The following is a 23,304-nucleotide window of genomic DNA, read 5'->3' as shown; positions in this document are numbered from 1 at the left end:
TTTAAGGGGTGAAAAATATTTTAGATGGAGCTATTGTTTTTATTATAAGTGTATTTATTTTATTTAGTAATGAAGTTTATTATTTAAAATTATTTGGAATACTTGCTATTGCAATTATAATCTATATTAATCAAAGAAGAAAAAGTGAAATAAGACAAAAGGAAAACGAGCTTAAAATTAATACAGAGAGATATATTATGGCTATCGAAGCTATGGATGGAGCTGTATGGGAATGGGATGAAAAGTCAGAAAAAATATATATTTCTAATATGATGACTTCTTTATTAAGTTTAGATAGTAATTATTTAGATCGAGAAGAGTGGTACAAGTATATAGTCGAAGAAGATAGAGAAAGAGTAAAACAAGAAATAGATAATATTTGTATTAATAGATTAAAAAGTGATTTAATGCTTTCATATAGAGTTAAGGATATTGAGGGAGATGTTAAATATCTTTCTTATAAGGCTAAAGGAAAGTTAAAAGGTGGAGTTTTTTACTTAACAGGAGTTTTAACTGATATAACAAAGAAAAGAATTACAGATATAGTAATGAGAGATAAGTATGAAAAATATAAACAGGTTATAGAAGGTTCCAAAGATATAGTTTTTTGTATTAATTTTAAAAAAGGATTAATAAGTTTTGATAGTAAGATAAAAAAGTACATAAAGGCAGAAGATGAAAATGGAGAAGTTATAATTTTTTATAATGAATGGTTAAATTGTATTTATTCTGGGGATAAGGATAATTATTCGAGAGCTGTAAATAAGGTGATTCTTGATTCGAAAAGTGAATTTTATGAGATGGAATATAGGATATTGACTAAAGATAATAATATAATATGGTTAAATAGCAAAGGCAAAAAAGTAAAGCTAGATAATGGTGAGATATATATTTATGGATCTTTATCAGATATAACTCAAAGAAAACAAAGTGAAATTGAAATACACTTTATGAGCTATTATGATGATGTTACAGGTATACCTAATAGAAGATATTTTATGAAAGAATTAGAGATAGCTTTAGATAGATGTACTGAAAATGATAAATTAGCTTTAGTTTTTATAGATTTGGATAACTTTAAAATTATAAATGATACATATGGACATTATATAGGTGATTTAGCACTTAAAGGTGTGTGCGAAAAACTTTATAGTGTATTGGAAACAGATAATATTTTAGCTAGATTTGGTGGAGATGAGTTTATACTTATAATAGAAAACATTAGTGATTTATCTAAAGTAAAAACAATTTTAGACAATGTATTAAATGAATTTAAGAAACCCCTTAAAATCGATAATAAAGATATTTACTGTGCTTTTAGTATAGGGGTAAGTATTTATCCTGATAATGCTAATTCTATAGATTCATTATTGAAGTATGCAGATATAGCTATGTATATAGCGAAGGAGAATGGAAAGAATAGATATGAGTTTTTCCACGAAAATATTTTAAGTTTAATGAATAGAGAATTTGAAATTGAGAAATTTTTAAGAACAGCAATAGATAAAGATGAAATTTATTTAAACTTTCAACCTAAAGTATCTTTAGTTAATGATAATGTTGATGGATTTGAAATATTAGTAAGATGGAAGAACAAAAAATTAGGAGTAGTTCCACCAAATCAATTTATACCTATTGCAGAAAGTAATGGAATGATTATTGATATTGGAAGAGTTATAATTGATAGAAGTTTTAAAAAGTGTAAGGAATTAAGTTTAATAGTTAAGGAAAGATTTAATTTTGCAATAAATATATCAGACATACAATTGAGAGATGAAAACTTTATTGATTTTGTTAGTGAGAAGTTAAATGAGTATGATATCTCACCAGAGTATATAGAATTTGAGATTACTGAAAGTGTTATAATGCAATCAGTATCTAAGAATATAGATACTATTTTAAAGTTAAAGGAGCTTGGGATAACTATAGCTCTTGATGATTTTGGGACAGGATATTCATCTTTAAATTATTTGAGAAGACTTCCTATTGATGTTTTAAAAATTGATAAAAGTTTCATTGATGGAATAGGATTAGATAAAAAGAGTGATAAGATTGCCAAAAGTATAATAGAGTTAGCGCATAGTTTAAACTTAAAAGTGGTAGCAGAAGGCGTAGAAAATAAGGAACAGTTTAATTATTTAAATTATATTAATTGTGACATAATTCAAGGATATTATTTTAGTAAACCAACAGAATTTGATGAAATAAAAGATATGCTTTTAATATAATAAAAAGTGCACAAAAAAACCTCTAAATGCGTATTATGTCAATATACGGCATTTTGGAGGTTTTTTATGAAAATAAGAATAGATGATGATTATGATAAGGATGATTTAGAAAAATTTAATATCATTGCTAATGATTATAAAAATAGAAATGATGAACAGCAAGATGATATTTTAAAAGGTAATGTTATTGAGGCAACTTTCCAAGAGGTAGAGATGGATAATAAAGACTGCTCAAAAGATTATTCTAAAGAGTATTACAAAGATTATGAAAATTACTATATGAATTACGAAGAGAGAGAAAATAATGATGAAGATGAAGAGGGATTGGGAAAGATAACAGTAATCTCTAGGTTGGCAAATAAAAATAGAACATTAATATCATCAGCAAAGATAAATTTATATGTACTTAATGGCGTATCTCCCAAGTTAGTTGAAACTAAGTACACAGATAAGAATGGACAAGTTGTTTTTGAAAATTTAAAAAGAGGTAGCTATAGAGTTATAGCTATTGTGGATAGAAAGTATTTTGAAAAGCCAACATATTCTCCTTGGAACGAAGTAACTATAGATAAGAGTACAATAGAAACAACTATCGAAGTAATGAATAAAATAAAATCTGTATAGAGAATATAGGTATAAAGATACGTTAAATTAAATAAATGTTTTAGTAAGAATGACAAATAGACTATATTATATTGTCATTCTTTATTTTTGTATTAGTTTTTTAGTTATTATATCTTTGGATTTTAATTTTATGATATGATACAATATAAAATGTTTTAGAGGCGTAAAGTTTAAACATAAGAAAGGATGATTTACGTATGAAAATGAAGATTAAATATTTTGAAGGTGCAACTAAATTACAAAAAATAAGTAAAGGTAATTGGATTGACGTTTATGCAAATAAAGATATGTTTGTACCATTAAATGAAAGAGCCATGATTCCCTTAGGTTTTGCTTTAGAGTTGCCTCAAGGATGGGAGGGGCATTTAGCACCTAGAAGTTCAACATTCAAGACATGGGGAATAATACAAACAAATGGTGTTGGAGTAGTTGATGATACATATATAGGAGATAATGATCAATGGCATATGCCAGTATTTTGTTTGCAATATAAATCAATAGAGATTATTGATGGTATTGAAGAAAAAGGTACATGGATAAAAAAAGGTGATAAAGTAGGGCAATTTAGAATAATGGAAGTTATGCCTGAGATAGAGTTTGAAGAAGTTGAGTCCTTTGGTAATGCTGATCGTGGAGGCTTTGGAAGCACAGGTACTAAATAGTATACAAGAATAATTAATAGATTAAGTTATGCATTATAGACTTTATTATAATGGACAAATTTAACTTAATATGATATCATACAAATGGTTAAAATGAATAAATAAGGCGATGGAGTTCGCCATAATCGCGTAAAGCTAATGACTCCTACTCTTTTTAGGGTAGGGGTCTAATTTTTTTTTAGAATCATTAATAGTGTAATTAACCAAACTAAATAATAATTTAAAAAAATAAATATAGAGGATGGGAGAAAAAATGGACATAGTAAAGGTGATAATATCATTAATAGGAATAGGAATAATTGCATATTGGAGTGGAAGAATAGTTGAGTTTATCAAATTACCATCTCTTGTTGGAATGATAATTGTAGGAATGATAATAGGGCCTACATTTTTAAATCTAGTTCCAGAGGTTACATTGAATATAGCTCCACAGATAAAGGACATTGCATTAGTAACTGTATTATTTATCGGAGGTCTTGGAATAAGTTTAAATCAAATGAAAAGCATAGGAAGGCCAGCGATATTATTAAGTGCGATACCAGCACTGATTGAAGGATTGACAATAGCTTTTTTATCAACTAAATTTTTAGGATTTACATTTGTTCAAGGTGGAATATTAGGATTTATAATAGCAGCAGTAAGTCCGGCGGTATTAGTTCCATCAATGGTTGAGCTAATAAACAAAAAGATAGGGCAAGATAAGGCTATTCCTCAAATGTTATTAGTAGGAGCTTCTGCTGATGATACAGTAGCAATAACGTTATTTACAACATTTTTAGCGGTATATATGTCAGGAAGCGGTGGTGAAAAAATTTCTGTAATAAGTGAAATAGTAAATATACCTATGACTATAGTGTTTAGTATAGCAATAGCTTGGATATTAGCCATAATAACTAATCCACTTTTTAAAAAGATAAAAGAAAATATATTAAAAATAGTTATGGTTATGATAATATGTTTAACTATAAGGGTAATAGAAAATATTACACATTTTAAATTGTTTAATTCGTTACTTATAATTATGATTTATGGTTTTTTCTTAAGAACTTATTTAGGAGATATGGCAAAAGGTATTCAAGATGGAATAAATATTATATGGAAGTATGGCAAACTATACTTATTTGCTTTCGTTGGTATGGCTATAAATCCAAAGCTCGTTGGAGAGTATTTCTTTATTGGAGTATTTATGCTTTTAATATCTTTAACCATGAGGTCACTAGGAGTGTTAATTTCTTTAATAGGTACGAACTTAACTTTAAAAGAAAGACTATTTTGTGTAATTGCATATCTACCAAAGGCAACGGTGCAATCTGCTAAAGCAGGAATACCATTAAAAATGGGAGTTGAATCTGGGGATATAATGCAAGCTGTGGCAATACTTAGTGTACTTATTACAGCACCTATAGGAGCTATAGGAATAAAACTTACATCAAAAAGGTTTTTAACTGTAGAAGGCGAAGAAGAAAATGAAAAATTAGCCTAGGATTCTATAGTAGAGGATTATGTGATATAATAATTCAAGAAAAATTTTAGGAGGAAATTAAATGTTTACTAATGAAGAACTTGCAGTTATAAAGGATGCATTAAATATAGCAGATGATCATTATAAGAAAGCTATGGAATTAAGTAAAAATAATAAAAATCAAATGGTGGCTTATAATAGAAAGCAAAAAAAATTATGGCTAGTACAAAATAAATTAAATAAGATACTAGCTGGAGAAATAAAAGAATAGAAATTAACTTAAGAAGCACTAACTTTTTTAGTTAGTGCTTTTATTATTGATAGAAGTTAAAAAAATGTTAATATTTTTATTTAGTTCATATTAAGCTTTTAGGTATATGATAGTAATAGACAATATTTTTTTTGAGGAAGTACATGAAAAAAAGAAAGATATACAATGTGCTTATATTATCTATGATTATTTTAGGAAGTATAGCATTTTGTTTATTTAATCCTATAGATTTAAGTATAGAAAATTTAAAGATGATTATAAAAGGAAGCAATATTGCATATTTAATTTTTTTAGGAATATGGATTATAAGATTAATAGCATTTATTCCAGGGGTTAGCCTTATGTTGCTAGGTGGACTTATATTTTCACCAATTGAAGCATTGATATTATCATTATTAGGATTAGTTTTAAGTGATACATTAGTATTTATATTAGGAAAAATGGATTTGTTTGAAGGAATAAAAAATAAAATTAAGAAAAAATATAAAGACATATATAAACTTGTAGAAGAAGAAAATCATAAAATTTTAGCTATAGGAGTTTTATGTCCAGTAGCACCTACGGATGTTATTTGTTATTTATCTTCATATTTAGGGTTAGGATATAGGAGATTTATTATTACTTTTATAATAGCAAACATTCCAGCGGTTTCGCTTTATAGTTTTTTAGGAGATAGTTTTAGTAATTCAATATATAATACGGTATTTATAATTATAACATTAATTGTAACTTCAATAATAACTATAAAAAAGTGGAATAAATTAAAGTTAAATATTCATCAAAACTAAAAGTTTTATAATCTAAAGAGATAGCTTGAATTTGAAGCTATCTTTTTTATTTATACAAATATAAAACTAATTATAAAAATGTTTATTTATATATAGACAAAATATAATAACGTTTCATATAATTATATTATAGAAAAAAAGAAAAAAGAGGTATGGTGAAATGGAGATAAGTCAAAGTTTTTGGAACTCATCAATTGATGAAATAAAAAATGGGTATATTGAAGAGGCAGGAAGTATTAAATGTCTAGTATGTGGAGAAGTATTTACTATTGGTAGGATTTATGAAATTGATGGTAAGTTTTACGATGCAAGAAAAACTGCTGAAATTCATATGGAAGAAAAGCATAACTCAATGCTTAATTATTTATTAAATATGAATCCTACATTTACTGGAATATCAGAAGTTCAAAAGAATGTTTTAGAGTTAATGGCTATGGGTTTATCTGATAAGGAAATAGCACAGAGGTTAAAAGTTGCTAATTCAACTATAAGAAATCATCGTTATAAGTTAAGAGAAAAAGAAAAGCAAGCTAAGGTATTTTTAGCTATGATGGATTTATTGGAGAATAATACTAGTAGAAATATTAATATTTTAGAAAATACGGTGATATGTGATCCTCACAAAACTGCAACTACCTTAGATGATAGATTTAATATAACCGATGAAGAAAAAGTTAAAGTCATAGAAAATTATATGGATGAAAATAAGAGACTTAAAAGTTATCCAGCCAGAGAAAAGAAAAAAGTTATTATTCTAGAAGAAATATGTAAGAACTTTAAGTGTGGGAAAAAGTATTCAGAGAAAGAAATAAATCGAATATTACAGAGAATATTCGATGATTATGTAACATTAAGAAGAGCATTAATTGAATATGGATTCTTAGATAGATCTAATGATTGTAGTGAATATTGGGTAAAAGAATAGCTATACTTTTGAGTTGCATTTTCTATATTATTTTCATAATAAATTCATAATAAATAACGAACTATATCATAGAATACTAATAGAAATTATTGTCATAGTTAAAATATCTTAAGGATGTGTAGTAATTGAAAAATGTTGTTAGAAATTTTATGATTTTATGTATATTTATTATTTTAGGGAGTGCAGCAATAAATAATAGAATTAGGACAAGTTCTGATATAGAGATTAAAGATGTATATGCGTATACATTAGATGAAAATGAAGAGCATATGTCATTGGACTCAGAAAATATTGATAGTGATATAGAAAATACCGATGAGGGGCTTAATGAAGAAGAGATTATTGAGGAAGAAGAACCAGAAAAAGTAATAGGAAAAGAAAATGAAGAGATAGATATAGAAGGAGATTTAAGTAATCCTCTTTTTAATAAAGATATAGATATAATAGAGAGAATAGATAATTATTTAGGTGATGATAAATGTCGTACAAGCTTTATATATTATAATTTAGTAAATGAAGAAACATTATCTTTTAATGAAGATTTATATATGGACGCTGCAAGTCTTTATAAGTTAGGATTAAGTCTTGTAGCTTATAATATGGTTGATAATGGAGAAATAACATTAGATGATTTAGTTTATTATAGTCCATGGCAATATCAAGGTGGAACTGGGATTTTACAATATGATTTAAGTTTTGGAGCATTACCATTAAGAACTTTAATTGAGTACTCAATCAAATATTCAGATAATATAGCAGCTACTATGATTTATAGCTATATTGGAGGATGGTCAAATTTTAAGTGGATGCTTTTTGAAATTTTAGACATTGATTATGGAGATTATGACAATATAACTTCTGCAAGGGTTGAGTTAGAGATATTAAGATATATATACGAAAATAGAAATAACTCTAATTATGCTACTTTAATAGATTATCTTAAAAATACAGATTTTCACGATAGATTAGATAAATATTTACCTCAAGATATTGTAGCTCATAAAATAGGAAGTAATGAAGGTTATACACACGATATTGGAATAGTATTTACAGACGAGCCCTATATAATAATTATGATGACTGATAATGTATATGATGGACCAGATAAAATTGCTGATATTTCAAAAGCGATGTATTTATATAATATAGATAATCAGAAGTCAATAGAAACTACAGCTACTCATATAATGATGGAATATTAAAAACAAAGCAGTTAGAAATGACTGCTTTGTTTTTTTATTATTAAATACGCAACTAAGTTTAACATCAAATGTTAATTATAGTTGGTTCAGAGGTGGGTAAAATAGTAATAGAATAGTAGTAGGAGGTATGAAAAGTATGATTAATGAAAATTTGAGAAAGTTAAGAATTTATAATAAATATACACAAGAGGATATAGCAGAAAAACTAGGGGTATCTAGACAATCTGTCGCAAAGTGGGAGAATGGAGAAAGTATTCCTGATATAAATAAATGTATGGAACTAGCAAAATTATATGATGTAACTTTAGATGACTTAGTTGCTACAATTATAAATAAGGAAAGTAAGTTAGTTACTCCAAAAGGAAAGTTCATGTTTGGAGTAGTAAAGGTTGGAGAAAGAGGACAAATAATAATTCCTAAAAAAGCAAGAGAAGTATTTAATATTAAAGCTGGTGATAGACTTTTAATACTAGGAGATATTGATTTTGGTATAGGAATTAAAAGATGTGAAGATGTGGAGGAGTTTTTTAATCAAATGATTAGTTCACAAGTTATTGAGGAGGATTAAAATGAAGGCAATTGAAATTAAAAATTTACAGAAGAAATTTAAAAATAAGATTGTTGTTAACTCAATAAATTTAAATATTGAAGAAGGAGAACTTTTTGCGCTTCTTGGAGTTAACGGGGCAGGTAAAACTACTACTATAAAAATGCTTTCAGGACTTTCGAAACCAACAAGTGGAGATGCTTTAATTTTTAATAAAAGTATTTTAGAAGATATAGATAAAATAAAAGAAATAATAGGTGTTTCACCACAAGAAACATCTATAGCACCTAATCTTACAGTAAAAGAAAATTTAGAGTTTATGGCTGAAATATATGGTTTTAAAAAAGATAACTTTAAAGAACGGACAACGGAAATTATAAATAAATTTTCATTAGAAGAAATTGAGAATCAAAAAGCAAAAACATTATCCGGTGGATGGCAAAGGCGATTAAGTATAGCTATGGCATTAATAAGTGAACCTAAAATATTATTTTTGGACGAACCTACTCTTGGGCTTGATGTATTAGCTAGAAGAGAATTATGGGGAATTATAAATAATCTAAAAGGTAAAACCACAATTATCTTAACTACTCATTACTTAGAGGAAGCTGAAGCCTTGTCAGATAGAATTGCTATTATGGTAAAAGGAGAAATTAAAGCTTTAGGAACAGCTATAGAACTAAAAGAGTTAACTAATACTACTAGTCTTGAAGAGGCTTTTGTGAAGATAGCAGAAGGAGAAATGAAATATGAGAAGTAAGACTTTTGCAAAGAGGAATATTAAAGAGGTATTAAGAGATCCTTTAAGTTATATATTTTGTTTAGGCTTTCCAATAATTATGCTTATTATAATGACTTTTGTAAATAATAGTATTCCTAAAGAAGCTAATATGAAGATTTTTAATATAGAGTATTTAGCACCAGGAATAGCTGTATTTGGATTAACATTTATTATGCTATTTACATGTTTACAGGTATCAAAGGATAGAGCAAGTGCATTTTTAATTAGACTGTATGCATCTCCAATGAAATCAAGAGATTTTATTGGCGGATATATGATGCCATTCTTTATTATTGCATTAGCTCAAAGTGTTATTACGTTTTTAGTAGCTGCAATTATAGGTGTTTTTTCTGGATATACTTTTAATATTTTAAATGTAGTAGTATCTATTATAACATTAATACCATCAGTGATTTTATTTATTGGATTTGGAATGTTATTTGGAACATTATTTGGGGAGAAATCAGCACCACCTTTAACATCTATTATAATAACTATTTCATCTATATTAGGTGGGATATGGATGGATATAGAAAGTTTAAATTCAGGAATGAAAACTATATGCAATATTTTACCTTTTTATCATGGAGTAGAAGCTGCTAGAATGGCAATTGTAGGAGAGTTTGATAAGATTATAATACCACTAATAGTAGTTACTATATATGCTGTAGTTATATATATAATTTCAGTATTTGTATTTAAGGCGAAGATGAAAAATGATATAAATTGAGATTATTTTAAGTAGATATTATATAAAACAAGCAATCCTCTAAAAAGATTGCTTGTTTTTATGAGAAATTTTAAAGTAATTATAAAGAAATCTATAAAAAGAGATATACTAGTAATTTATAAGAGATAAAGTAATATTATATATATTGCCTTATTATTTTTACAAAAATTATTTGAGATATTTCATGTGTCTACAGGTAGTGCCGTCACTTTCATTAAAATATACTTTTAAATCATTAGATTCACCTGTAGAGTAAATATCATATATTGTTGTATTTTCAGGTAGTTCCTTTAGTATTGGAAATGTTGTTATAAAGTATTCATCTTCAAAGATAAATTGAGAATATACATCACCAGCAAAGTTTATAGTGATAGTTTTAGCATCGTTATTTTTACCAAATACAATTACACCGATTTTACTATCATCATTTATAAGGGCAATTGAATATCCATAGTCATTACCATCCCATTGAACTTGAGTAGAAAAACCTTGTACATAGCGATTTTGTAAAACTTCATCAGCTATTTTAAGTTCAAAATAATCAGCATTATCTTGTAAGAATAATTTATGATTAAAGAATTGAGCAGATTCTACGTATTCATTTCCAGTACTATACGTAAATACAGCTTCTGCAATATCTTCATCAGATTGATTACCAGAAACAGTAAAGCTATAAAGTATTCCAAAGAAAACAGCAATTGTAGTTATAGTTATAGGTAATAAGAATTTTGAACTAAGGGTTATTAAACTGCCTTTGTAATTAACCTGTAATTTTTCTACTAAGTTGATAAGTTTAGTTCTTTCAATAATTAATATAAAGATATTAAAAATAACAAATCCAATTATAGCTCCTAAGGTATTAAAAATTATATCATCTATATCAGTGAAATTAGTACAAGTTAAATATTGAAGTAATTCAATTGAAAATGATGCTACAAAACCATAAAAAGCTACTTTTCTTAATCTATTATGATTTTTAAAGAATAAAGGGATTCCGAAGCCCAAAGGAACAAAAAGTAATATATTACCTAAAACATTATAAAGCGAATTACCAAGTCCCATGAAATTATCTTTAAACATCTTAATAGTCTCAATTAGTGGGATTAAGTTAGCATAACTTCTCATATGTAAATCAAGGTGAAGCATACCATATTTAAAGAATGTAAGATAAATTACAATAAGGAAATAAAGAAAGAAAAGATTAATAAATACTTCTCTAAATATATTAACTTTAAATGATTTCTTACAAACAATAACTCTATATATAATCCAAATTATTAAAGCTAAAATTAAAAAATAAATATAACTTATGCCAATCATAAAATACCTCCGTGTTCTATTTGAAATTATTGACAAGTACGATAATATTATAACTTAAAAGTAAATAAAATAAAAAATTTACTAAATTTCAATCCAAGTTATTAAAATATTTATACTTAGAGGATTGATTAGATATAATTTTTAAAGAGGTTTGTAATTTAAAGTGAAAAACTGTTAAAAATAGCATTGTTAAGCCGTTTTGACTATGTAGATTTAAAGAAAATACAGCATAATATATTAGTGGGTGGGAAAAAATTATTATGGAGGTTTTAGAATGAACCGACAAGTATATTGTGAAAAATGTTTAGAAGTTATTGAGGAGAAAGAGGATTTAGTTATTTTGAATGGTAAACCTTACCATTATAACTGCTATGAAAAAGAACTAAAAGAAGAAAAGAAAAAAACACTTATGAAAAGATTTGTTACATGGAGATTTATAAATAGTGGACTTATAGCTAATATACAAGCAGTTTTAGTAATAGCATTAGGTGTAATTTTATATTTATTTGGTGGTAATTTTGCTGATGAAGAGAATTGTCATATTTGGGGAACTATTATAATAGCTATAGCTTTAATAGTTAGAATGTATGGTTTTTTAAGCTTTGAGATTAAGGCTAAAAGAGTTGGAAGGAAGAGTAGGATATTACAAAGCAAGGATTCAGTACTTCAAATAGTTAAGATTGAAGCTGTAGATTTATTAAAGGTAGCAGGGTTAGTAGCTTTTATTGCAGTAGTATGGAATTTAATATCATCGGTATTAATGTAATATATAAAGGAGTTGCTTTTTTTAGCAACTCCTTTTATCTTGAATTATCAATAAAAGACGTAATTTTATTATAATTATCAGTTATATAGTCTGGAATATCAACATGAACTATGAAGTTTTTACCATTAGGACCGTATCCTTTTTCGTTATCTTTTAATCTAGGTATTTCGCCTACTATAAGATTTAAATACCTATCAATATCCCAAATACCATCTATGTCTTTATTAATGAATAGCATATTATTATCTAGAGTAGGAATAAATGGAGCATAATTGATAATTTTAACATCTTTGTCTTCTAAGTATTTTGCAAAAGATGCATAGCTTCTAAGTTGCATAGTTGGATCTTGAATTAGCAATATAGAATTATAGCTTATTTTTAACTTATCAAGCAATTGAACAGATTTTAAAGCATTATCACCACAGTTGGTAGATTGATTTTCTACTATTATATCTTTTTCAGGAACATTATAATAGTTAACTAAAATATCTTTGAAAATATCAGCTTCGGAATTATTATCGATTTTAACGTCATTAAATTTGAAATTAGTTTGAATAGCACTTATTAAGAAGTGGGTAGAATGACCAATGCCACCAGAAACTAAAATTTTATTGCAGAGTCCCTTCTTGTAGGCTTCATAAGCAACGCCAATAGTGTAGGGAATAGCATTGCCAAGTAATACTAAAATATCTACATTTAATATACTATATTTATTATATAAAGATTCTACTGATAAATTATCTATATCTCTAGTTGCTAAAAATTCACCTAGAGAATTTATATAACTACTGAGATTAAATGACTCAGAAGTATTTATCTTTGAACAGTGGATATTACTAATATGATTATCTTTACTATATCTAAAATTAATATTCATAGCTTTCTCCTATAACTGAATAATGAAAATTTATATAACTATTATAACATAAAAAATGGTAATAATAGGAGCGTAATAAATGCTGTTAAGTATAAGTGAATTTAATTAAATGATTAAAGAGGAATTATAATATTGTAGTTCATATTATAATGATGTTTATCTTATGGTTTTTATAAAGTTAGAGAGAGAATATTTTCATAATTTGAAAACTATAACTATATATCTAATGTAATAATATAGACATAATAATAAGACAAAGAGGATATTTATATGAGTAAAAAAGTAATTTTTTTAGATGTAGATGGAACATTGGTTAATGATAATGGAGTGGTACCTGAATCTGCAAAAGATGCAGTGAGACAAGCTAGAAATAATGGACATTATGTGTTTTTATGTACAGGTCGTTCTAAAGCAGAGATATATGATGAAATTATGGAAATAGGTTTTGATGGAGTTATAGGTGCTGCAGGTGGGTATATTGAAGTAAATAATGAAATTATTCTTCATAAAAAGGTAAATAGAGAAGATGTTGAACATTTGGTAAATTATTTTGATAAAAATAATATAGATTTCTATTTAGAGTCAAATGGAGGTTTATTTGCAAGTAAGAATTGTAAAAAGACTTTAAATAAATTAGTCTTTGAAGGAGTAGACAAAGATAGTAAACTATATAAAGAGTTAGAAAAAGGGATAGGACAGTTTATAGAAGCTTTAATTGAAGGAGAAGATTTAATTAGAGATGATATAAATAAGATATCGTTTTTAGATTCTGAAACTTCTATAGAAACAATTAGAGATGAATTTAAGGACAAGTTTAATGTTATACATTGTACTGTTCCAATGTTTGGAGAAAATAGTGGAGAGTTATCTGTACCTGGCGTACATAAAGCATTGGCTATTGAGTATCTAATAGAACATCTAGGTTTATCAAAGGAGACTACTTTTGCATATGGTGATGGAATTAATGATATGGAAATGCTACAGTATGTTAATTATGGGATAGCAATGGGGAATGCTAATGAAGCCTTAAAGGAAATAGCTTGTGATATAACGGGAACTCATGATGAAGATGGAATATATAATAGCTTTAAAAAATATAGATTAATATAATGATTTTGCTCTGTTTGGCAAGGATATTAATATAAAGTAATTACTTTATATTAATTGAAATGTAAACAGGGCTTTTTATATATGAAAATAGGCAAATAAGTTGAAGATAATATTTCCATAATTTAAAATATGTATATATGTTATTTTGAGATGAGGTGTAAAGTATTATGAAGGAAATAAATATTGCAGATATTGATGGAATTAGAATTGGGCATGCAGAAGATAAGATAGGAGCAACTGGATGTACGGTATTAATATGTGAAGAGGGAGCTTCAGCAGGTGTAGATGTAAGAGGTGGTGCACCAGGAACTAGAGAAACTGATCTTCTAGATCCAGTTCAAATGGTTCAAAAGGCTCACGCTGTAGTTTTATCAGGAGGAAGTGCCTTTGGATTAGATGCAGCAGCTGGTGTTATGGAGTATCTTGAGGAGAGAAATGTAGGTCATGATGTTAGTATTACAAAGGTACCTATAGTATGTCAGGCAGTAATATTTGATCTTATATGTGGAGATATGAAATGTAGACCTAATAAAGAGATGGGATTAAAAGCTTGCATAGATTCAGAAAAATATAATGAAAATGTTAATGGTAATATAGGGGCAGGAACAGGAGCTGTAGTAGGGAAGTTTAAAGGACCACAATTTGCCATGAAAGGTGGACTTGGAATGTATGCAGTTCAAGTCGGCGATTTAAAAATTGGAGCAGTAGTTTCTGTTAATTGTTTAGGTGATGTAATTAATTATGAAAATGGAGAAATAATAGCAGGAGCTTTAAATGAAGATATGAAGACTTTTGCTAATACTGAAAAGATGATGATTGGAATGTATGATGTTAAAAAGGATGCATTTAATGGAAACACTACTATAGGAGTTGTTGTAACTAATGCGGACTTAACAAAGGCAGAAGCTAATAAAGTTGCATCAATGACACATAATGCTTATGGTAGAACTATGAGACCAGCACATACTATGTTTGATGGAGATACTATATTTACTATGGCTACAGGAAAGGTTAAATGTGATGTTAACGTAGCAGGTCTTTTAGCTACTAAAGTAATGGAAGAAGCTATAATGAGAGCTATTAAGTCTGCTAATTCAGAATATGGATTTGTAAGTTATAAAGAGCTTAATAAGTAAATTGCAAAGGGCCGTATGTTATGAAGCATATTAATTAAAAAGAAAGAAAATCAGCTTAGGCTGATTTTTTTATTATAAAAAATAAATTAAGGGAATAATATACAGAATGAATTTAATAAAAAAAGTATTTACTTCTATAAGAAATAGGAGTATTATTTACTTATAAATAATAATTATTAATAAGTAATGTTAATTAAAAAATAAACAATATCCAGGAGGAAATGAAATGAAAATAGTAGTTGTTGGATGTACACATGCTGGAACAGCAGCAGTAGTTAATTTAAAAGCACTTCACCCAGAAAGTGAAATTACAATATATGAAAAAAATGATAATATATCATTTTTATCTTGTGGAATAGCATTAAATGTTGGAGGAGTAATTAAAGAAACTAAGGATCTTTTCTATAATTCTCCAGAAAATTTAGCTAAACAAGGCGTAATTACTAACATGAAACATGAAGTGTTAGATATAGATTTTGATAATAAAAAGGTAAAAGTTAAAAACCTAGTTACAAATGAAGAATTTGAAGATAATTATGATAAATTAGTTCTTACTTTAGGATCATGGCCAATAGTTCCAAGATTTGAAGGTGGAGACTTAGAAAATATCCTTTTATGTAAAAACCATGACCATGCTTTAACAATAATTGAAAAGGCTGAAGATGCTAAAAATGTTGTTATAATCGGAGCTGGATACATTGGTGTTGAATTAGTTGAAGCTTTTGAAATGAAAGGTAAAAATGTAACTTTAATAGATGCTGAAGATAGAATAATGCCTAAGTATTTAGATAAAGAATTTACTGACTTAGCAGAAGCAGAATTTAAAGCTAAAGGTGTAAACTTCGCTTTAGGACAAAAGGTTCAAAAGTTTGAAGGTGAAAATGGTAAAGTAACAAGAGTTGTTACTGAAAAAGGAAGCTATGAAGGAGATTTAGTAGTTCTTTGTATCGGATTTGCACCAAACACTAAATTAGTTCAAGGTAAATTAGAAACTCTACCAAATGGAGCTATAATCATTGATGAATACATGAGAACAAGCAGAGAAGATGTATTTGCAGCAGGAGATTGCTGTGTAGTTAAATACAACCCAGCTAATGATACAAGATACATACCACTAGCTACAAATGCAGTAAGAATGGGTACTTTAGTTGCTAGAAATATTAATGAACCAACTCTTAAGTACATGGGAACTCAAGGAACATCAGGAATTAAGATTTACGATCAATGCATATCATCAACAGGATTAACTGAAGGTGTTGCTAAGGCTACTACAAACTATAATGTAGCATCAGTAATCTTAGAAGATAACTACAGACCAGAATTTATGCCAACTTACGAAAAAGCTTTAATTAAGCTTGTTTATGATAAAGATACAAGAAGAGTATTAGGAGGACAAATAGCATCTAAGATTGACTTAACTCAATTTATGAATACTTTATCAGTAGTTATTCAAAATAATATGACTATTGAAGAATTAGCTATGACAGATTTCTTCTTCCAACCACACTTCAACAAGCCATGGAGCTTACTAAACTCAGTAGCATTAAAAGCACTATAATTTGGTAAGGAACAATTCCAGATAAATTTTAACTGATAAATATGAACTAAGTAAAAATGGATACCACCTTTTGGTGATATCCATTTTTTATATTTAATTATTTTAATATGTTAAAGATATTAAAATTTTTTAGGGGCTATTTATTATTATTTGCTTAAATTTTTAACTGCTGAAGAACCAGCTATTCTACCAGTACCATAAGCGTAACCTAAAGTACCACCTTCGAAGTATACGTAAGAATTACCATATGCACCGTTAGTTTCTGAACCAGCAGCATAAAGACCAGATATAGCTTTACCGTTAGCATCTAAAACTTCACAGTCAGCATTTATATCTATTCCACCAAGAGTTCCTAAGAATACAGATGGAGTTATTTTTACTGCATATAGAGTTCCTTCTAAGTTATCTAAGTACTTAGCTGATTTGAAGTGGTCTGTATCTTCACCAGCAGCACATAATTCGTTATATCTGTTTATTGTATCTACTAAGTTAGACATTCCTAACTTTTCAGCTAATTCTTCTGGACTCTCAGCCTTTATGATTTTTCCTTCAGCAACTAATGCTTCAATTTCTTCAGTTAAATCTTCAGGAGTTATACTAGCTTCATATCTTTCAGCTGTATTAACAGGATGTCCAACTTCTATAAATACTGTTGGGTCAGTAGCTAATTCACCACTGAATACATCAGTGATTCCAGCAAATCCTTTTTCTTTAACTGTTTCAATCATAGTGCTATCAAATATTTCGTAAGCAGTTCTTTGAGGAAGAGATTTAATTACGTTAGAAGATTTGATTGGTTCAAATATGAAAGCTTCTTCGTTCATAAATCTATTTCCGTCTACATCAACATGTAGGTATGGGTTAAGAAGTGCAGCATTTAAAGTTGTATTCCACTTTGTACCACCTCTAGAAACTCCATAGTGCATTGTGATTGCATCTTCATAGCTTGCAGCTGCACCAGCTGATTTAGCTAATTCTATACCAGTACCGATGTTAGTTGCAACTCTTGAAACACCAAAACCTTCACCGAAAGTTTCAGCAACTTTTTCTTCGTTACCACCAAATCCACCAGTAGCTAATATTACAGATTGAGCATTTATAGTTAATTTACCACCATCAGCTTTTTCTGCGATGATACCCTTAACAACACCGTCTTCAATTATAAGTTCAGTTGCTTTAGTAGAGTATAATACTGTACCACCTTTTTCTTCAATTGATTTGTGAAGCTTAGTTAATGCAACTGTTCCACCTTCAGCATAACCATGTAAAGTATCAGCTTGGTGAGTTGATCTATGTTCATAGTATCCTCCTGTAGCAGGGTGAGCTAAAACAAGGTCACAACCATTTTCTTCTAGCCAATCTACTGTATCACCAGAATTTTGAATTATTTTTGTAAGTAATCCACCGTTAGCAGTGTAGTTACTAGTATTTATAAATTGATCATAAACCCATTTATTATCTACTAATTCACCTTTTTCTTTTTGCTCAGTTGAAGAAGTAGCAAACATTCCACCAGCCATAGTTCCTTGACCTGCTGGAGAAGCTGTCATTTCAACTAATATAACTTTACCACCATCATCAGTAGCTTGTAGAGCAGCAGCAGTACCAGAAGCACCCCCACCGATAACTACAACTTCAGTTTCCATAACTTCATCTTCACCGTTCTTTTCAACTGATACTTTTAAAGAATCTAAATCTCCACCAGCTTCAGTTAAACAAGCTTCTAAAGCTTCTAATAAACCGTTAGAACTGTTAGTTGCTCCAGTTACTGTGTCAACACCTATGCTTTGAGTAGAAAGAATACTTTCAATCATAGAGTCTAAAGCAACATCTCCTAGTCCTGGAGTTTCTGAAGATTCAGTTACTTTTATATCTTCGATTTTTGAATCGCTTACAGTAACTTCAATTTTAATGTCGCCATTATTACCTTTTCCTGTTGCTGTGTAAGTTCCAGCTGTAAAAGATAAATTTTTATCGTTATTAGCATTATTGTTAGTTGTACAACTTACTAAAGAAAGACTTAAAGTAAGTGCAACAACTGCAGAAAGTCTTTTAATTAAAGATCTTTTCATGTGTTTTCCCCCTCATTTGCTGTTTGATAATTAACAAGCACATTTTAAATATGAGTGTAGTACTGAAGTCAATATAGAATAAAAAATAGATTTCATTAGTTTTTATAAAAAAAGACATAAAAATACTCTATATTTTTAAAGATATAGAGTATAAGCGAGGGAAATTTATATTATTTTATTAAAACTTGAATATAGTACTTAAGTTTTAGCTAAACTTGTTAAATACAGCAGAATAACTAGTTTATAGGTATACATATTTTAAGATATTCATATACAACTCCATTATCATTACTCTTTTTTATTGAAAAAGCAAGAATATCAGAGGAAATTTTAATAGGAAATTTGATTAAAATATTTTTTATAGTATTTATGAGTGAGCCATTTGCTATGTATGGAAGTTGAATTTTTATATAAGTTATAAAACATTTTCTACTTTCAATTCTAGTAAACTTGTTATTTTTAGTTATAGTACTGTTTATTAAATAAGAGTTTTCTTCTGTAAAACCAAGCCCCCAAGAATAAGTTATATTGTTATTTATAAAGCTATCTTTATTTATACATAGAATAGATTCAACTATAGGTACATAATCTATGAGATTTATATCATCAATAAAAGAATGATTATCTTCTATTATATCTGTATTTTTGCTTTGCTTTAAAAAGTATATGGAAGGCATAATATCAATAAACCATTCATTAAGGTATTTATCACAGTATTTACTTTTATTATATAAAGTCTCAGCAAGCTTTTTTTGATGTAAGAGAGTTTTAATTTGAGAATCTAAGTCAGAAATATGATCTTCTAATATTTCATTGAATTCATTATTATTCGAGTCATTCAAAAGAAGTGAAATATCTTTAATAGGTACACCGATATTTCTAAATTTTCTACACTCTATAATTCTTGCATATTGAGATAGGTCATAATATCTATAGTTTGTAGTATCATCTTTATGAGGATGAACTAGTCTAAATTTTTCATAATGTTTTATTGAATGAGTAGAAACGCCCATTGTTTTAGAAAGCTGCCCAATTTTGTATTTTGCCATTTTTGACTACCTCCTAGTAACTATTATCTAAAAAGTTATGTAAACATAATATACTAAATAGTAAGTTAAAACAATGTTAAAATTCAGACTTTTAAAGTTTGTAAATATTGAGAATTTATATAATTATAGTAAATTAGACTAATGAAAATTTACTTTTATCATAATAAGATAGGGAATAGTATAATTAAATAGATTTTAGGATGTTTTGCAATAAAATTTAAATTGGGGTGTAATTTCAATAAATATAAATAAAAAGTAAAACTAGTAATTTTCAAATTTTGAAAATATATTGATATTTATTGAGAAAATATTTTAGAAAATATATAATTACTAATATAAAAAAGTATATTTTTTTACCATTCGAGAAAATGTTTACATAGGAAAGCGTGAGGGGGAAATAAAAATGGCAAAAATTATAGTAAACGCTGATGATTTTGGATATTCAGAAGGCGTAAATCACGGAATAATATCAGCTCATAAAAATGGAATAGTAACATCATGTACAGTTATGGCTAATATGCCAGGTTTTGAACATGGAATGGAATTAATAAAAGAAAATCCTACTTTAAAATGTGGTGTTCATATGACATTAACTTGTTATAAACCACTTTTAAAAGATCATAAAACTATAGTTGATCAAAATGGAGATTTCATTAGAAAACCAAGTGAAGAAGTAATAAAAAATATAGATTTAGAAGAAGTATATAGAGAGTTTAAGGCTCAAATTGAAAGAGTACGTGAAAGAGTTGAAATTACTCACTTAGATTCACATCACCATGTACATGGAAGAGAATTTTTAAGACCTGTAATAGAAAGACTTGCAAATGAGTACAAGCTACCTATTAGAAAATCAGTAGATATGATGCCTATTGAAGGAATAGACTATGCTCAATGCTTAGGAACTTTTTATATGGATAATGCTAAAGAAGAGTACTTTGAAGAGCATTTAGAGGACTTAAGAGGAAGTGAAGTTGTAGATTTAATGTGTCATCCAGCTTTCGTTGATGCATTTCTTTTAGGATCAAGCTCATACAATGTTCAAAGAGCTAAGGAGCATAAGGTTTTAACTTCTGAAAAAGTTAAAAAATTCTTAGATGATAATGGATTTGAATTGGTAAATTATTCATATTTTAATAAGTAGATATATAAAGTAAATAATAATATTTTGTGACCTTCTATAATAAAATACAAGTGTAAGTCAATTAACATTGTTTAACTTGTAGCAAATATTGTAGGAGGTCTTTAGTTTTGAAAAAGAAAAAGGTGGTTTTAGCAGTGGGGCTTATTGGTATAATACTTATTATTTGTAGTTTTTATTTAAATTGTTATTTTGTTCAAAGGAGTATTAATGGAAACAACGAGGATGGAATAAAGAGGAGCATAAGCTATCTACATAAAGATTATATAGATAAATCAGAAGAGATAAATATAATTGATGAATTTAATTACGATACTGATAAAGTAGTTTTTTTTAGGAATGATAAGTTAACTGGAATTGCTAAATTTAATAAGGATTCCAGAGGAAAATATAAAATAGATTTTGTTGAAACATTAGATACTAATAATATTAGAAAAATATCTAAAGCTTCATAAAGAAAAGGGAGGATTTATTTAGAGAGAAAAATGATAAATAAACTTAAGTAAGAATACCTGTGATAATTTTACTATCATATGTATTCTTATTTAAGTTTTTTTGATATAGTTCAAAGCAAGATGATTTATAATTTTAAATTAATTATATTGGGTTGAGAATAATTATATTTATTTTCGCTATATAGTATGTAAGGCTTTTACAAGACATTAAGTTTAGGAGATTAAGTTTATGGGTGTAAATAATTTGAATTATATAAAACGGCTAAAAAGCAAAAAAGAAGATGCTTTGGAGTTCATAGTTGATAAATATTTATAGATATTTAGGGTAAATTATAAAAAGAGGTCAAATTACTATTTTATAAAAAGAGGGATTCAAATGAAGAAGTTTTTAAATGAAAAAGTACTTGTGGTAGTAGATTTTTTAGAAATAATAATAGGAATTCTTTTAGCTATTTTTATTAGTATAGCAGTTATTTATTTAGCTGGTGATTTGATATCTATCTTTACAGAAAGTGATAAATTAGAAGCATTTAGCAGTTACCTAGATATAGCTTTTAATTTTGTTATAGGGATAGAATTTATAAAAATGTTATGTAAGCATACACCAGAAACGGTAGTAGAAGTATTGCTTTTTGCACTTGCAAGAGGATTAATTGTTGGGCATATGTCTAATTTTGAAAATTTGATAGGAATATTATCAATTGTTATATTGTTCGCAACTAGGAAATATTTATTTCGCTAAAAATATATTATGTTTAATGAAAAATTACAAATTAATAATGGTTAATTAAAAGAAACTGCTTTGTAGCAGTTTCTTTTAATTAAATAAAGTTATTTTAAATTATTTATCTCATTTCTATATTGAACGGGAGTAATATTATTAAGTCTTTTAAAATTATTATTAAAGTAATTTACAGAGTTATAACCTACTGTTAAAGCAACTTCTGTAATTGATAAATCTGTATCTTTAAGGAGTTCCTTAGATTTGTCAACTCTATAGTGACTTAAGTAATGGGAGAAGGTCTTGCCAGTATGCTCTTTAAATATAGTACAGAAATAGCTTTTATTAATATTTATATTAGAGCAGACTTCATCAAGAGTAATTGTTTTTTTATAATTTTCTTCAATATATTTTATAGCTTTATTAACATTGAAATTATAGCTTGTCTTACTAGAAGTATTATCATCTATATTTTCTAATTTGATGTATAGAATATTTAATAGATAGATTATACAATGTTTAGGCTTAAATATGGCTTTAGAAGAAGCATCATTAGTTGTATATGGACCAATTAAATAAAATCCATGTTCATAATTTTTAGAAATAATAGGACATACAGTAAAATTAACATCCTCTATAGGTGAAATATCTATAGGGGAGTTTATTTTTTTATCTGAATATATTCTTGAAATCAAATCATTAAAATCTAGTTCCTTTAGAGATAAGTCTGATGTTTTATCATAGCCCACAGAGTGGTACTCTTGTCCTTCAGTTGAGAAGGCTTTAATGGGTAAATGAGTAGAGAAATAGAATGATTCCATATTAAATTTAAGTGTTAATGCATTCATTTTGTACCTCGTAAAATAATCTAAATATATTTTA

General features: G+C 27.4%; 23 protein-coding genes and 1 riboswitch. Of the genes, 18 read left to right on the top strand and 5 right to left on the bottom strand.

Annotated features, from left to right (window positions below; all coding sequences use genetic code 11):
* Window positions 1-8 precede the first annotated feature (8 nt).
* The 11 genes from ARA56_RS12565 (at window position 9) to ARA56_RS12515 (ending at window position 10,220) form a co-directional block, all read left to right on the top strand.
* A complete protein-coding gene (locus ARA56_RS12565) occupies window positions 9-2,228 on the top strand; it encodes a sensor domain-containing protein (RefSeq protein WP_242855953.1) in 2,220 nt (739 codons plus the stop codon).
* Between the two features lie 66 nt (window positions 2,229-2,294).
* Window positions 2,295-2,852: a SpaA isopeptide-forming pilin-related protein gene (locus tag ARA56_RS16485; RefSeq protein WP_055267195.1), complete on the top strand. Its 558-nt coding sequence runs from the start codon at window positions 2,295-2,297 to the stop codon at window positions 2,850-2,852.
* Between the two features lie 197 nt (window positions 2,853-3,049).
* Window positions 3,050-3,514: a dUTP diphosphatase gene (locus ARA56_RS12555; protein WP_055267192.1), complete on the top strand. Its 465-nt coding sequence runs from the start codon at window positions 3,050-3,052 to the stop codon at window positions 3,512-3,514.
* Window positions 3,515-3,610: 96 nt separating this feature from the next.
* A riboswitch (Fluoride riboswitch) is annotated at window positions 3,611-3,669 on the top strand.
* A 98-nt stretch (window positions 3,670-3,767) separates the two neighbouring features.
* The gene (locus ARA56_RS12550; RefSeq protein WP_055267190.1) at window positions 3,768-4,997 is read left to right on the top strand and encodes a cation:proton antiporter domain-containing protein; all 1,230 of its coding nucleotides are present in this window, start codon (window positions 3,768-3,770) and stop codon (window positions 4,995-4,997) included.
* 61 nt (window positions 4,998-5,058) lie between these two features.
* Complete coding sequence (locus ARA56_RS12545; RefSeq protein ID WP_055267188.1) at window positions 5,059-5,247, top strand: hypothetical protein; 189 nt, start codon at window positions 5,059-5,061, stop codon at window positions 5,245-5,247.
* A 143-nt stretch (window positions 5,248-5,390) separates the two neighbouring features.
* Window positions 5,391-6,035: a VTT domain-containing protein gene (locus tag ARA56_RS12540; RefSeq protein WP_055267186.1), complete on the top strand. Its 645-nt coding sequence runs from the start codon at window positions 5,391-5,393 to the stop codon at window positions 6,033-6,035.
* A 160-nt stretch (window positions 6,036-6,195) separates the two neighbouring features.
* Window positions 6,196-6,960 carry a DUF2087 domain-containing protein gene (locus ARA56_RS12535; RefSeq protein WP_055267183.1) on the top strand — a complete coding sequence of 255 codons (765 nt, stop codon included), beginning with the start codon at window positions 6,196-6,198 and terminating at the stop codon, window positions 6,958-6,960.
* A gap of 125 nt (window positions 6,961-7,085) precedes the next feature.
* Window positions 7,086-8,162: a serine hydrolase gene (locus ARA56_RS12530; protein ID WP_055267181.1), complete on the top strand. Its 1,077-nt coding sequence runs from the start codon at window positions 7,086-7,088 to the stop codon at window positions 8,160-8,162.
* A 127-nt stretch (window positions 8,163-8,289) separates the two neighbouring features.
* Window positions 8,290-8,730: a helix-turn-helix domain-containing protein gene (locus ARA56_RS12525; protein WP_341380554.1), complete on the top strand. Its 441-nt coding sequence runs from the start codon at window positions 8,290-8,292 to the stop codon at window positions 8,728-8,730.
* Between the two features lies 1 nt (window position 8,731).
* Window positions 8,732-9,469 carry an ABC transporter ATP-binding protein gene (locus ARA56_RS12520; RefSeq protein ID WP_055267178.1) on the top strand — a complete coding sequence of 246 codons (738 nt, stop codon included), beginning with the start codon at window positions 8,732-8,734 and terminating at the stop codon, window positions 9,467-9,469.
* The gene (locus ARA56_RS12515; protein ID WP_055267176.1) at window positions 9,459-10,220 is read left to right on the top strand and encodes an ABC transporter permease; all 762 of its coding nucleotides are present in this window, start codon (window positions 9,459-9,461) and stop codon (window positions 10,218-10,220) included. Before ARA56_RS12520 ends, ARA56_RS12515 begins: the two co-directional genes overlap by 11 nt.
* 168 nt (window positions 10,221-10,388) lie before the next feature.
* On the opposite strand, the gene ARA56_RS12510 is transcribed toward ARA56_RS12515, so the two are convergent.
* The gene (locus ARA56_RS12510; protein ID WP_055267174.1) at window positions 10,389-11,540 is read right to left on the bottom strand and encodes a VanZ family protein; all 1,152 of its coding nucleotides are present in this window, start codon (window positions 11,538-11,540) and stop codon (window positions 10,389-10,391) included.
* A 274-nt stretch (window positions 11,541-11,814) separates the two neighbouring features.
* Between ARA56_RS12510 and ARA56_RS12505 the strand changes: the two genes are divergently transcribed.
* On the top strand, window positions 11,815-12,306 hold the full coding sequence (locus ARA56_RS12505; protein ID WP_055267172.1) for a hypothetical protein: 492 nt from the start codon (window positions 11,815-11,817) through the stop codon (window positions 12,304-12,306).
* Window positions 12,307-12,340: 34 nt separating this feature from the next.
* Here ARA56_RS12505 and ARA56_RS12500 read toward each other — a convergent pair whose 3' ends face one another.
* Entirely contained in the window at window positions 12,341-13,183 is an 843-nt protein-coding gene (locus ARA56_RS12500) for a YdcF family protein (protein ID WP_084759036.1), read from the bottom strand.
* A 270-nt stretch (window positions 13,184-13,453) separates the two neighbouring features.
* Between ARA56_RS12500 and ARA56_RS12495 the strand changes: the two genes are divergently transcribed.
* The 3 genes from ARA56_RS12495 (at window position 13,454) to ARA56_RS12485 (ending at window position 16,987) form a co-directional block, all read left to right on the top strand.
* Window positions 13,454-14,293, top strand: a complete 840-nt coding sequence (locus ARA56_RS12495; RefSeq protein ID WP_055267170.1) for a Cof-type HAD-IIB family hydrolase — start codon at window positions 13,454-13,456, stop codon at window positions 14,291-14,293.
* A 167-nt stretch (window positions 14,294-14,460) separates the two neighbouring features.
* Window positions 14,461-15,429 (top strand): P1 family peptidase, encoded by a 969-nt coding sequence (locus ARA56_RS12490; RefSeq protein WP_055267168.1) that lies wholly within the window; start codon window positions 14,461-14,463, stop codon window positions 15,427-15,429.
* A 226-nt stretch (window positions 15,430-15,655) separates the two neighbouring features.
* Entirely contained in the window at window positions 15,656-16,987 is a 1,332-nt protein-coding gene (locus ARA56_RS12485; RefSeq protein ID WP_055267166.1) for an FAD-dependent oxidoreductase, read from the top strand.
* A 146-nt stretch (window positions 16,988-17,133) separates the two neighbouring features.
* Here ARA56_RS12485 and ARA56_RS12480 read toward each other — a convergent pair whose 3' ends face one another.
* Complete coding sequence (locus ARA56_RS12480) at window positions 17,134-19,059, bottom strand: FAD-dependent oxidoreductase (RefSeq protein ID WP_084759035.1); 1,926 nt, start codon at window positions 19,057-19,059, stop codon at window positions 17,134-17,136.
* 236 nt (window positions 19,060-19,295) lie between these two features.
* On the bottom strand, window positions 19,296-20,108 hold the full coding sequence (locus ARA56_RS12475; RefSeq protein ID WP_055267164.1) for a helix-turn-helix domain-containing protein: 813 nt from the start codon (window positions 20,106-20,108) through the stop codon (window positions 19,296-19,298).
* Window positions 20,109-20,511: 403 nt separating this feature from the next.
* Between ARA56_RS12475 and chbG the strand changes: the two genes are divergently transcribed.
* The 3 genes from chbG to ARA56_RS12460 all read left to right on the top strand — a co-directional run bounded on the left by chbG (window position 20,512) and on the right by ARA56_RS12460 (window position 22,443).
* Window positions 20,512-21,249 carry a chitin disaccharide deacetylase gene (gene chbG, locus ARA56_RS12470; RefSeq protein WP_055267162.1) on the top strand — a complete coding sequence of 246 codons (738 nt, stop codon included), beginning with the start codon at window positions 20,512-20,514 and terminating at the stop codon, window positions 21,247-21,249.
* Window positions 21,250-21,356: 107 nt separating this feature from the next.
* A complete protein-coding gene (locus ARA56_RS12465; RefSeq protein ID WP_055267160.1) occupies window positions 21,357-21,701 on the top strand; it encodes a hypothetical protein in 345 nt (114 codons plus the stop codon).
* A 376-nt stretch (window positions 21,702-22,077) separates the two neighbouring features.
* On the top strand, window positions 22,078-22,443 hold the full coding sequence (locus tag ARA56_RS12460; protein ID WP_055267158.1) for a hypothetical protein: 366 nt from the start codon (window positions 22,078-22,080) through the stop codon (window positions 22,441-22,443).
* Window positions 22,444-22,532: 89 nt separating this feature from the next.
* Here ARA56_RS12460 and ARA56_RS12455 read toward each other — a convergent pair whose 3' ends face one another.
* Window positions 22,533-23,270: a helix-turn-helix domain-containing protein gene (locus ARA56_RS12455; protein ID WP_055267156.1), complete on the bottom strand. Its 738-nt coding sequence runs from the start codon at window positions 23,268-23,270 to the stop codon at window positions 22,533-22,535.
* Window positions 23,271-23,304 lie beyond the last annotated feature (34 nt).

Origin of the sequence: Clostridium disporicum, assembly GCF_001405015.1 — a bacterium.
Lineage (GTDB): Bacteria > Bacillota > Clostridia > Clostridiales > Clostridiaceae > Clostridium > Clostridium disporicum_B.
Note: the sequence above shows the minus strand (reverse complement) of the source record. Positions and strands in the feature narration are given on the sequence as shown.

What these genes read in the sequence shown, in the direction of transcription:
- ARA56_RS16485 (WP_055267195.1), top strand. Translation starts at nt 2,295, where the DNA reads ATGAAAATAAGAATAGATGATGATTATGATAAGGATGATTTAGAAAAA.
- ARA56_RS12555 (WP_055267192.1), top strand. Translation starts at nt 3,050, where the DNA reads ATGAAAATGAAGATTAAATATTTTGAAGGTGCAACTAAATTACAAAAA.
- ARA56_RS12550 (WP_055267190.1), top strand. Translation starts at nt 3,768, where the DNA reads ATGGACATAGTAAAGGTGATAATATCATTAATAGGAATAGGAATAATT.
- ARA56_RS12545 (WP_055267188.1), top strand. Translation starts at nt 5,059, where the DNA reads ATGTTTACTAATGAAGAACTTGCAGTTATAAAGGATGCATTAAATATA.
- ARA56_RS12540 (WP_055267186.1), top strand. Translation starts at nt 5,391, where the DNA reads ATGAAAAAAAGAAAGATATACAATGTGCTTATATTATCTATGATTATT.
- ARA56_RS12535 (WP_055267183.1), top strand. Translation starts at nt 6,196, where the DNA reads ATGGAGATAAGTCAAAGTTTTTGGAACTCATCAATTGATGAAATAAAA.
- ARA56_RS12525 (WP_341380554.1), top strand. Translation starts at nt 8,290, where the DNA reads ATGAAAAGTATGATTAATGAAAATTTGAGAAAGTTAAGAATTTATAAT.
- ARA56_RS12520 (WP_055267178.1), top strand. Translation starts at nt 8,732, where the DNA reads ATGAAGGCAATTGAAATTAAAAATTTACAGAAGAAATTTAAAAATAAG.
- ARA56_RS12515 (WP_055267176.1), top strand. Translation starts at nt 9,459, where the DNA reads ATGAGAAGTAAGACTTTTGCAAAGAGGAATATTAAAGAGGTATTAAGA.
- ARA56_RS12510 (WP_055267174.1), bottom strand. Translation starts at nt 11,540, where the DNA reads ATGATTGGCATAAGTTATATTTATTTTTTAATTTTAGCTTTAATAATT.
- ARA56_RS12505 (WP_055267172.1), top strand. Translation starts at nt 11,815, where the DNA reads ATGAACCGACAAGTATATTGTGAAAAATGTTTAGAAGTTATTGAGGAG.
- ARA56_RS12500 (WP_084759036.1), bottom strand. Translation starts at nt 13,183, where the DNA reads ATGAATATTAATTTTAGATATAGTAAAGATAATCATATTAGTAATATC.
- ARA56_RS12495 (WP_055267170.1), top strand. Translation starts at nt 13,454, where the DNA reads ATGAGTAAAAAAGTAATTTTTTTAGATGTAGATGGAACATTGGTTAAT.
- ARA56_RS12490 (WP_055267168.1), top strand. Translation starts at nt 14,461, where the DNA reads ATGAAGGAAATAAATATTGCAGATATTGATGGAATTAGAATTGGGCAT.
- ARA56_RS12485 (WP_055267166.1), top strand. Translation starts at nt 15,656, where the DNA reads ATGAAAATAGTAGTTGTTGGATGTACACATGCTGGAACAGCAGCAGTA.
- ARA56_RS12480 (WP_084759035.1), bottom strand. Translation starts at nt 19,059, where the DNA reads ATGAAAAGATCTTTAATTAAAAGACTTTCTGCAGTTGTTGCACTTACT.
- ARA56_RS12475 (WP_055267164.1), bottom strand. Translation starts at nt 20,108, where the DNA reads ATGGCAAAATACAAAATTGGGCAGCTTTCTAAAACAATGGGCGTTTCT.
- chbG (WP_055267162.1), top strand. Translation starts at nt 20,512, where the DNA reads ATGGCAAAAATTATAGTAAACGCTGATGATTTTGGATATTCAGAAGGC.
- ARA56_RS12460 (WP_055267158.1), top strand. Translation starts at nt 22,078, where the DNA reads ATGAAGAAGTTTTTAAATGAAAAAGTACTTGTGGTAGTAGATTTTTTA.
- ARA56_RS12455 (WP_055267156.1), bottom strand. Translation starts at nt 23,270, where the DNA reads ATGAATGCATTAACACTTAAATTTAATATGGAATCATTCTATTTCTCT.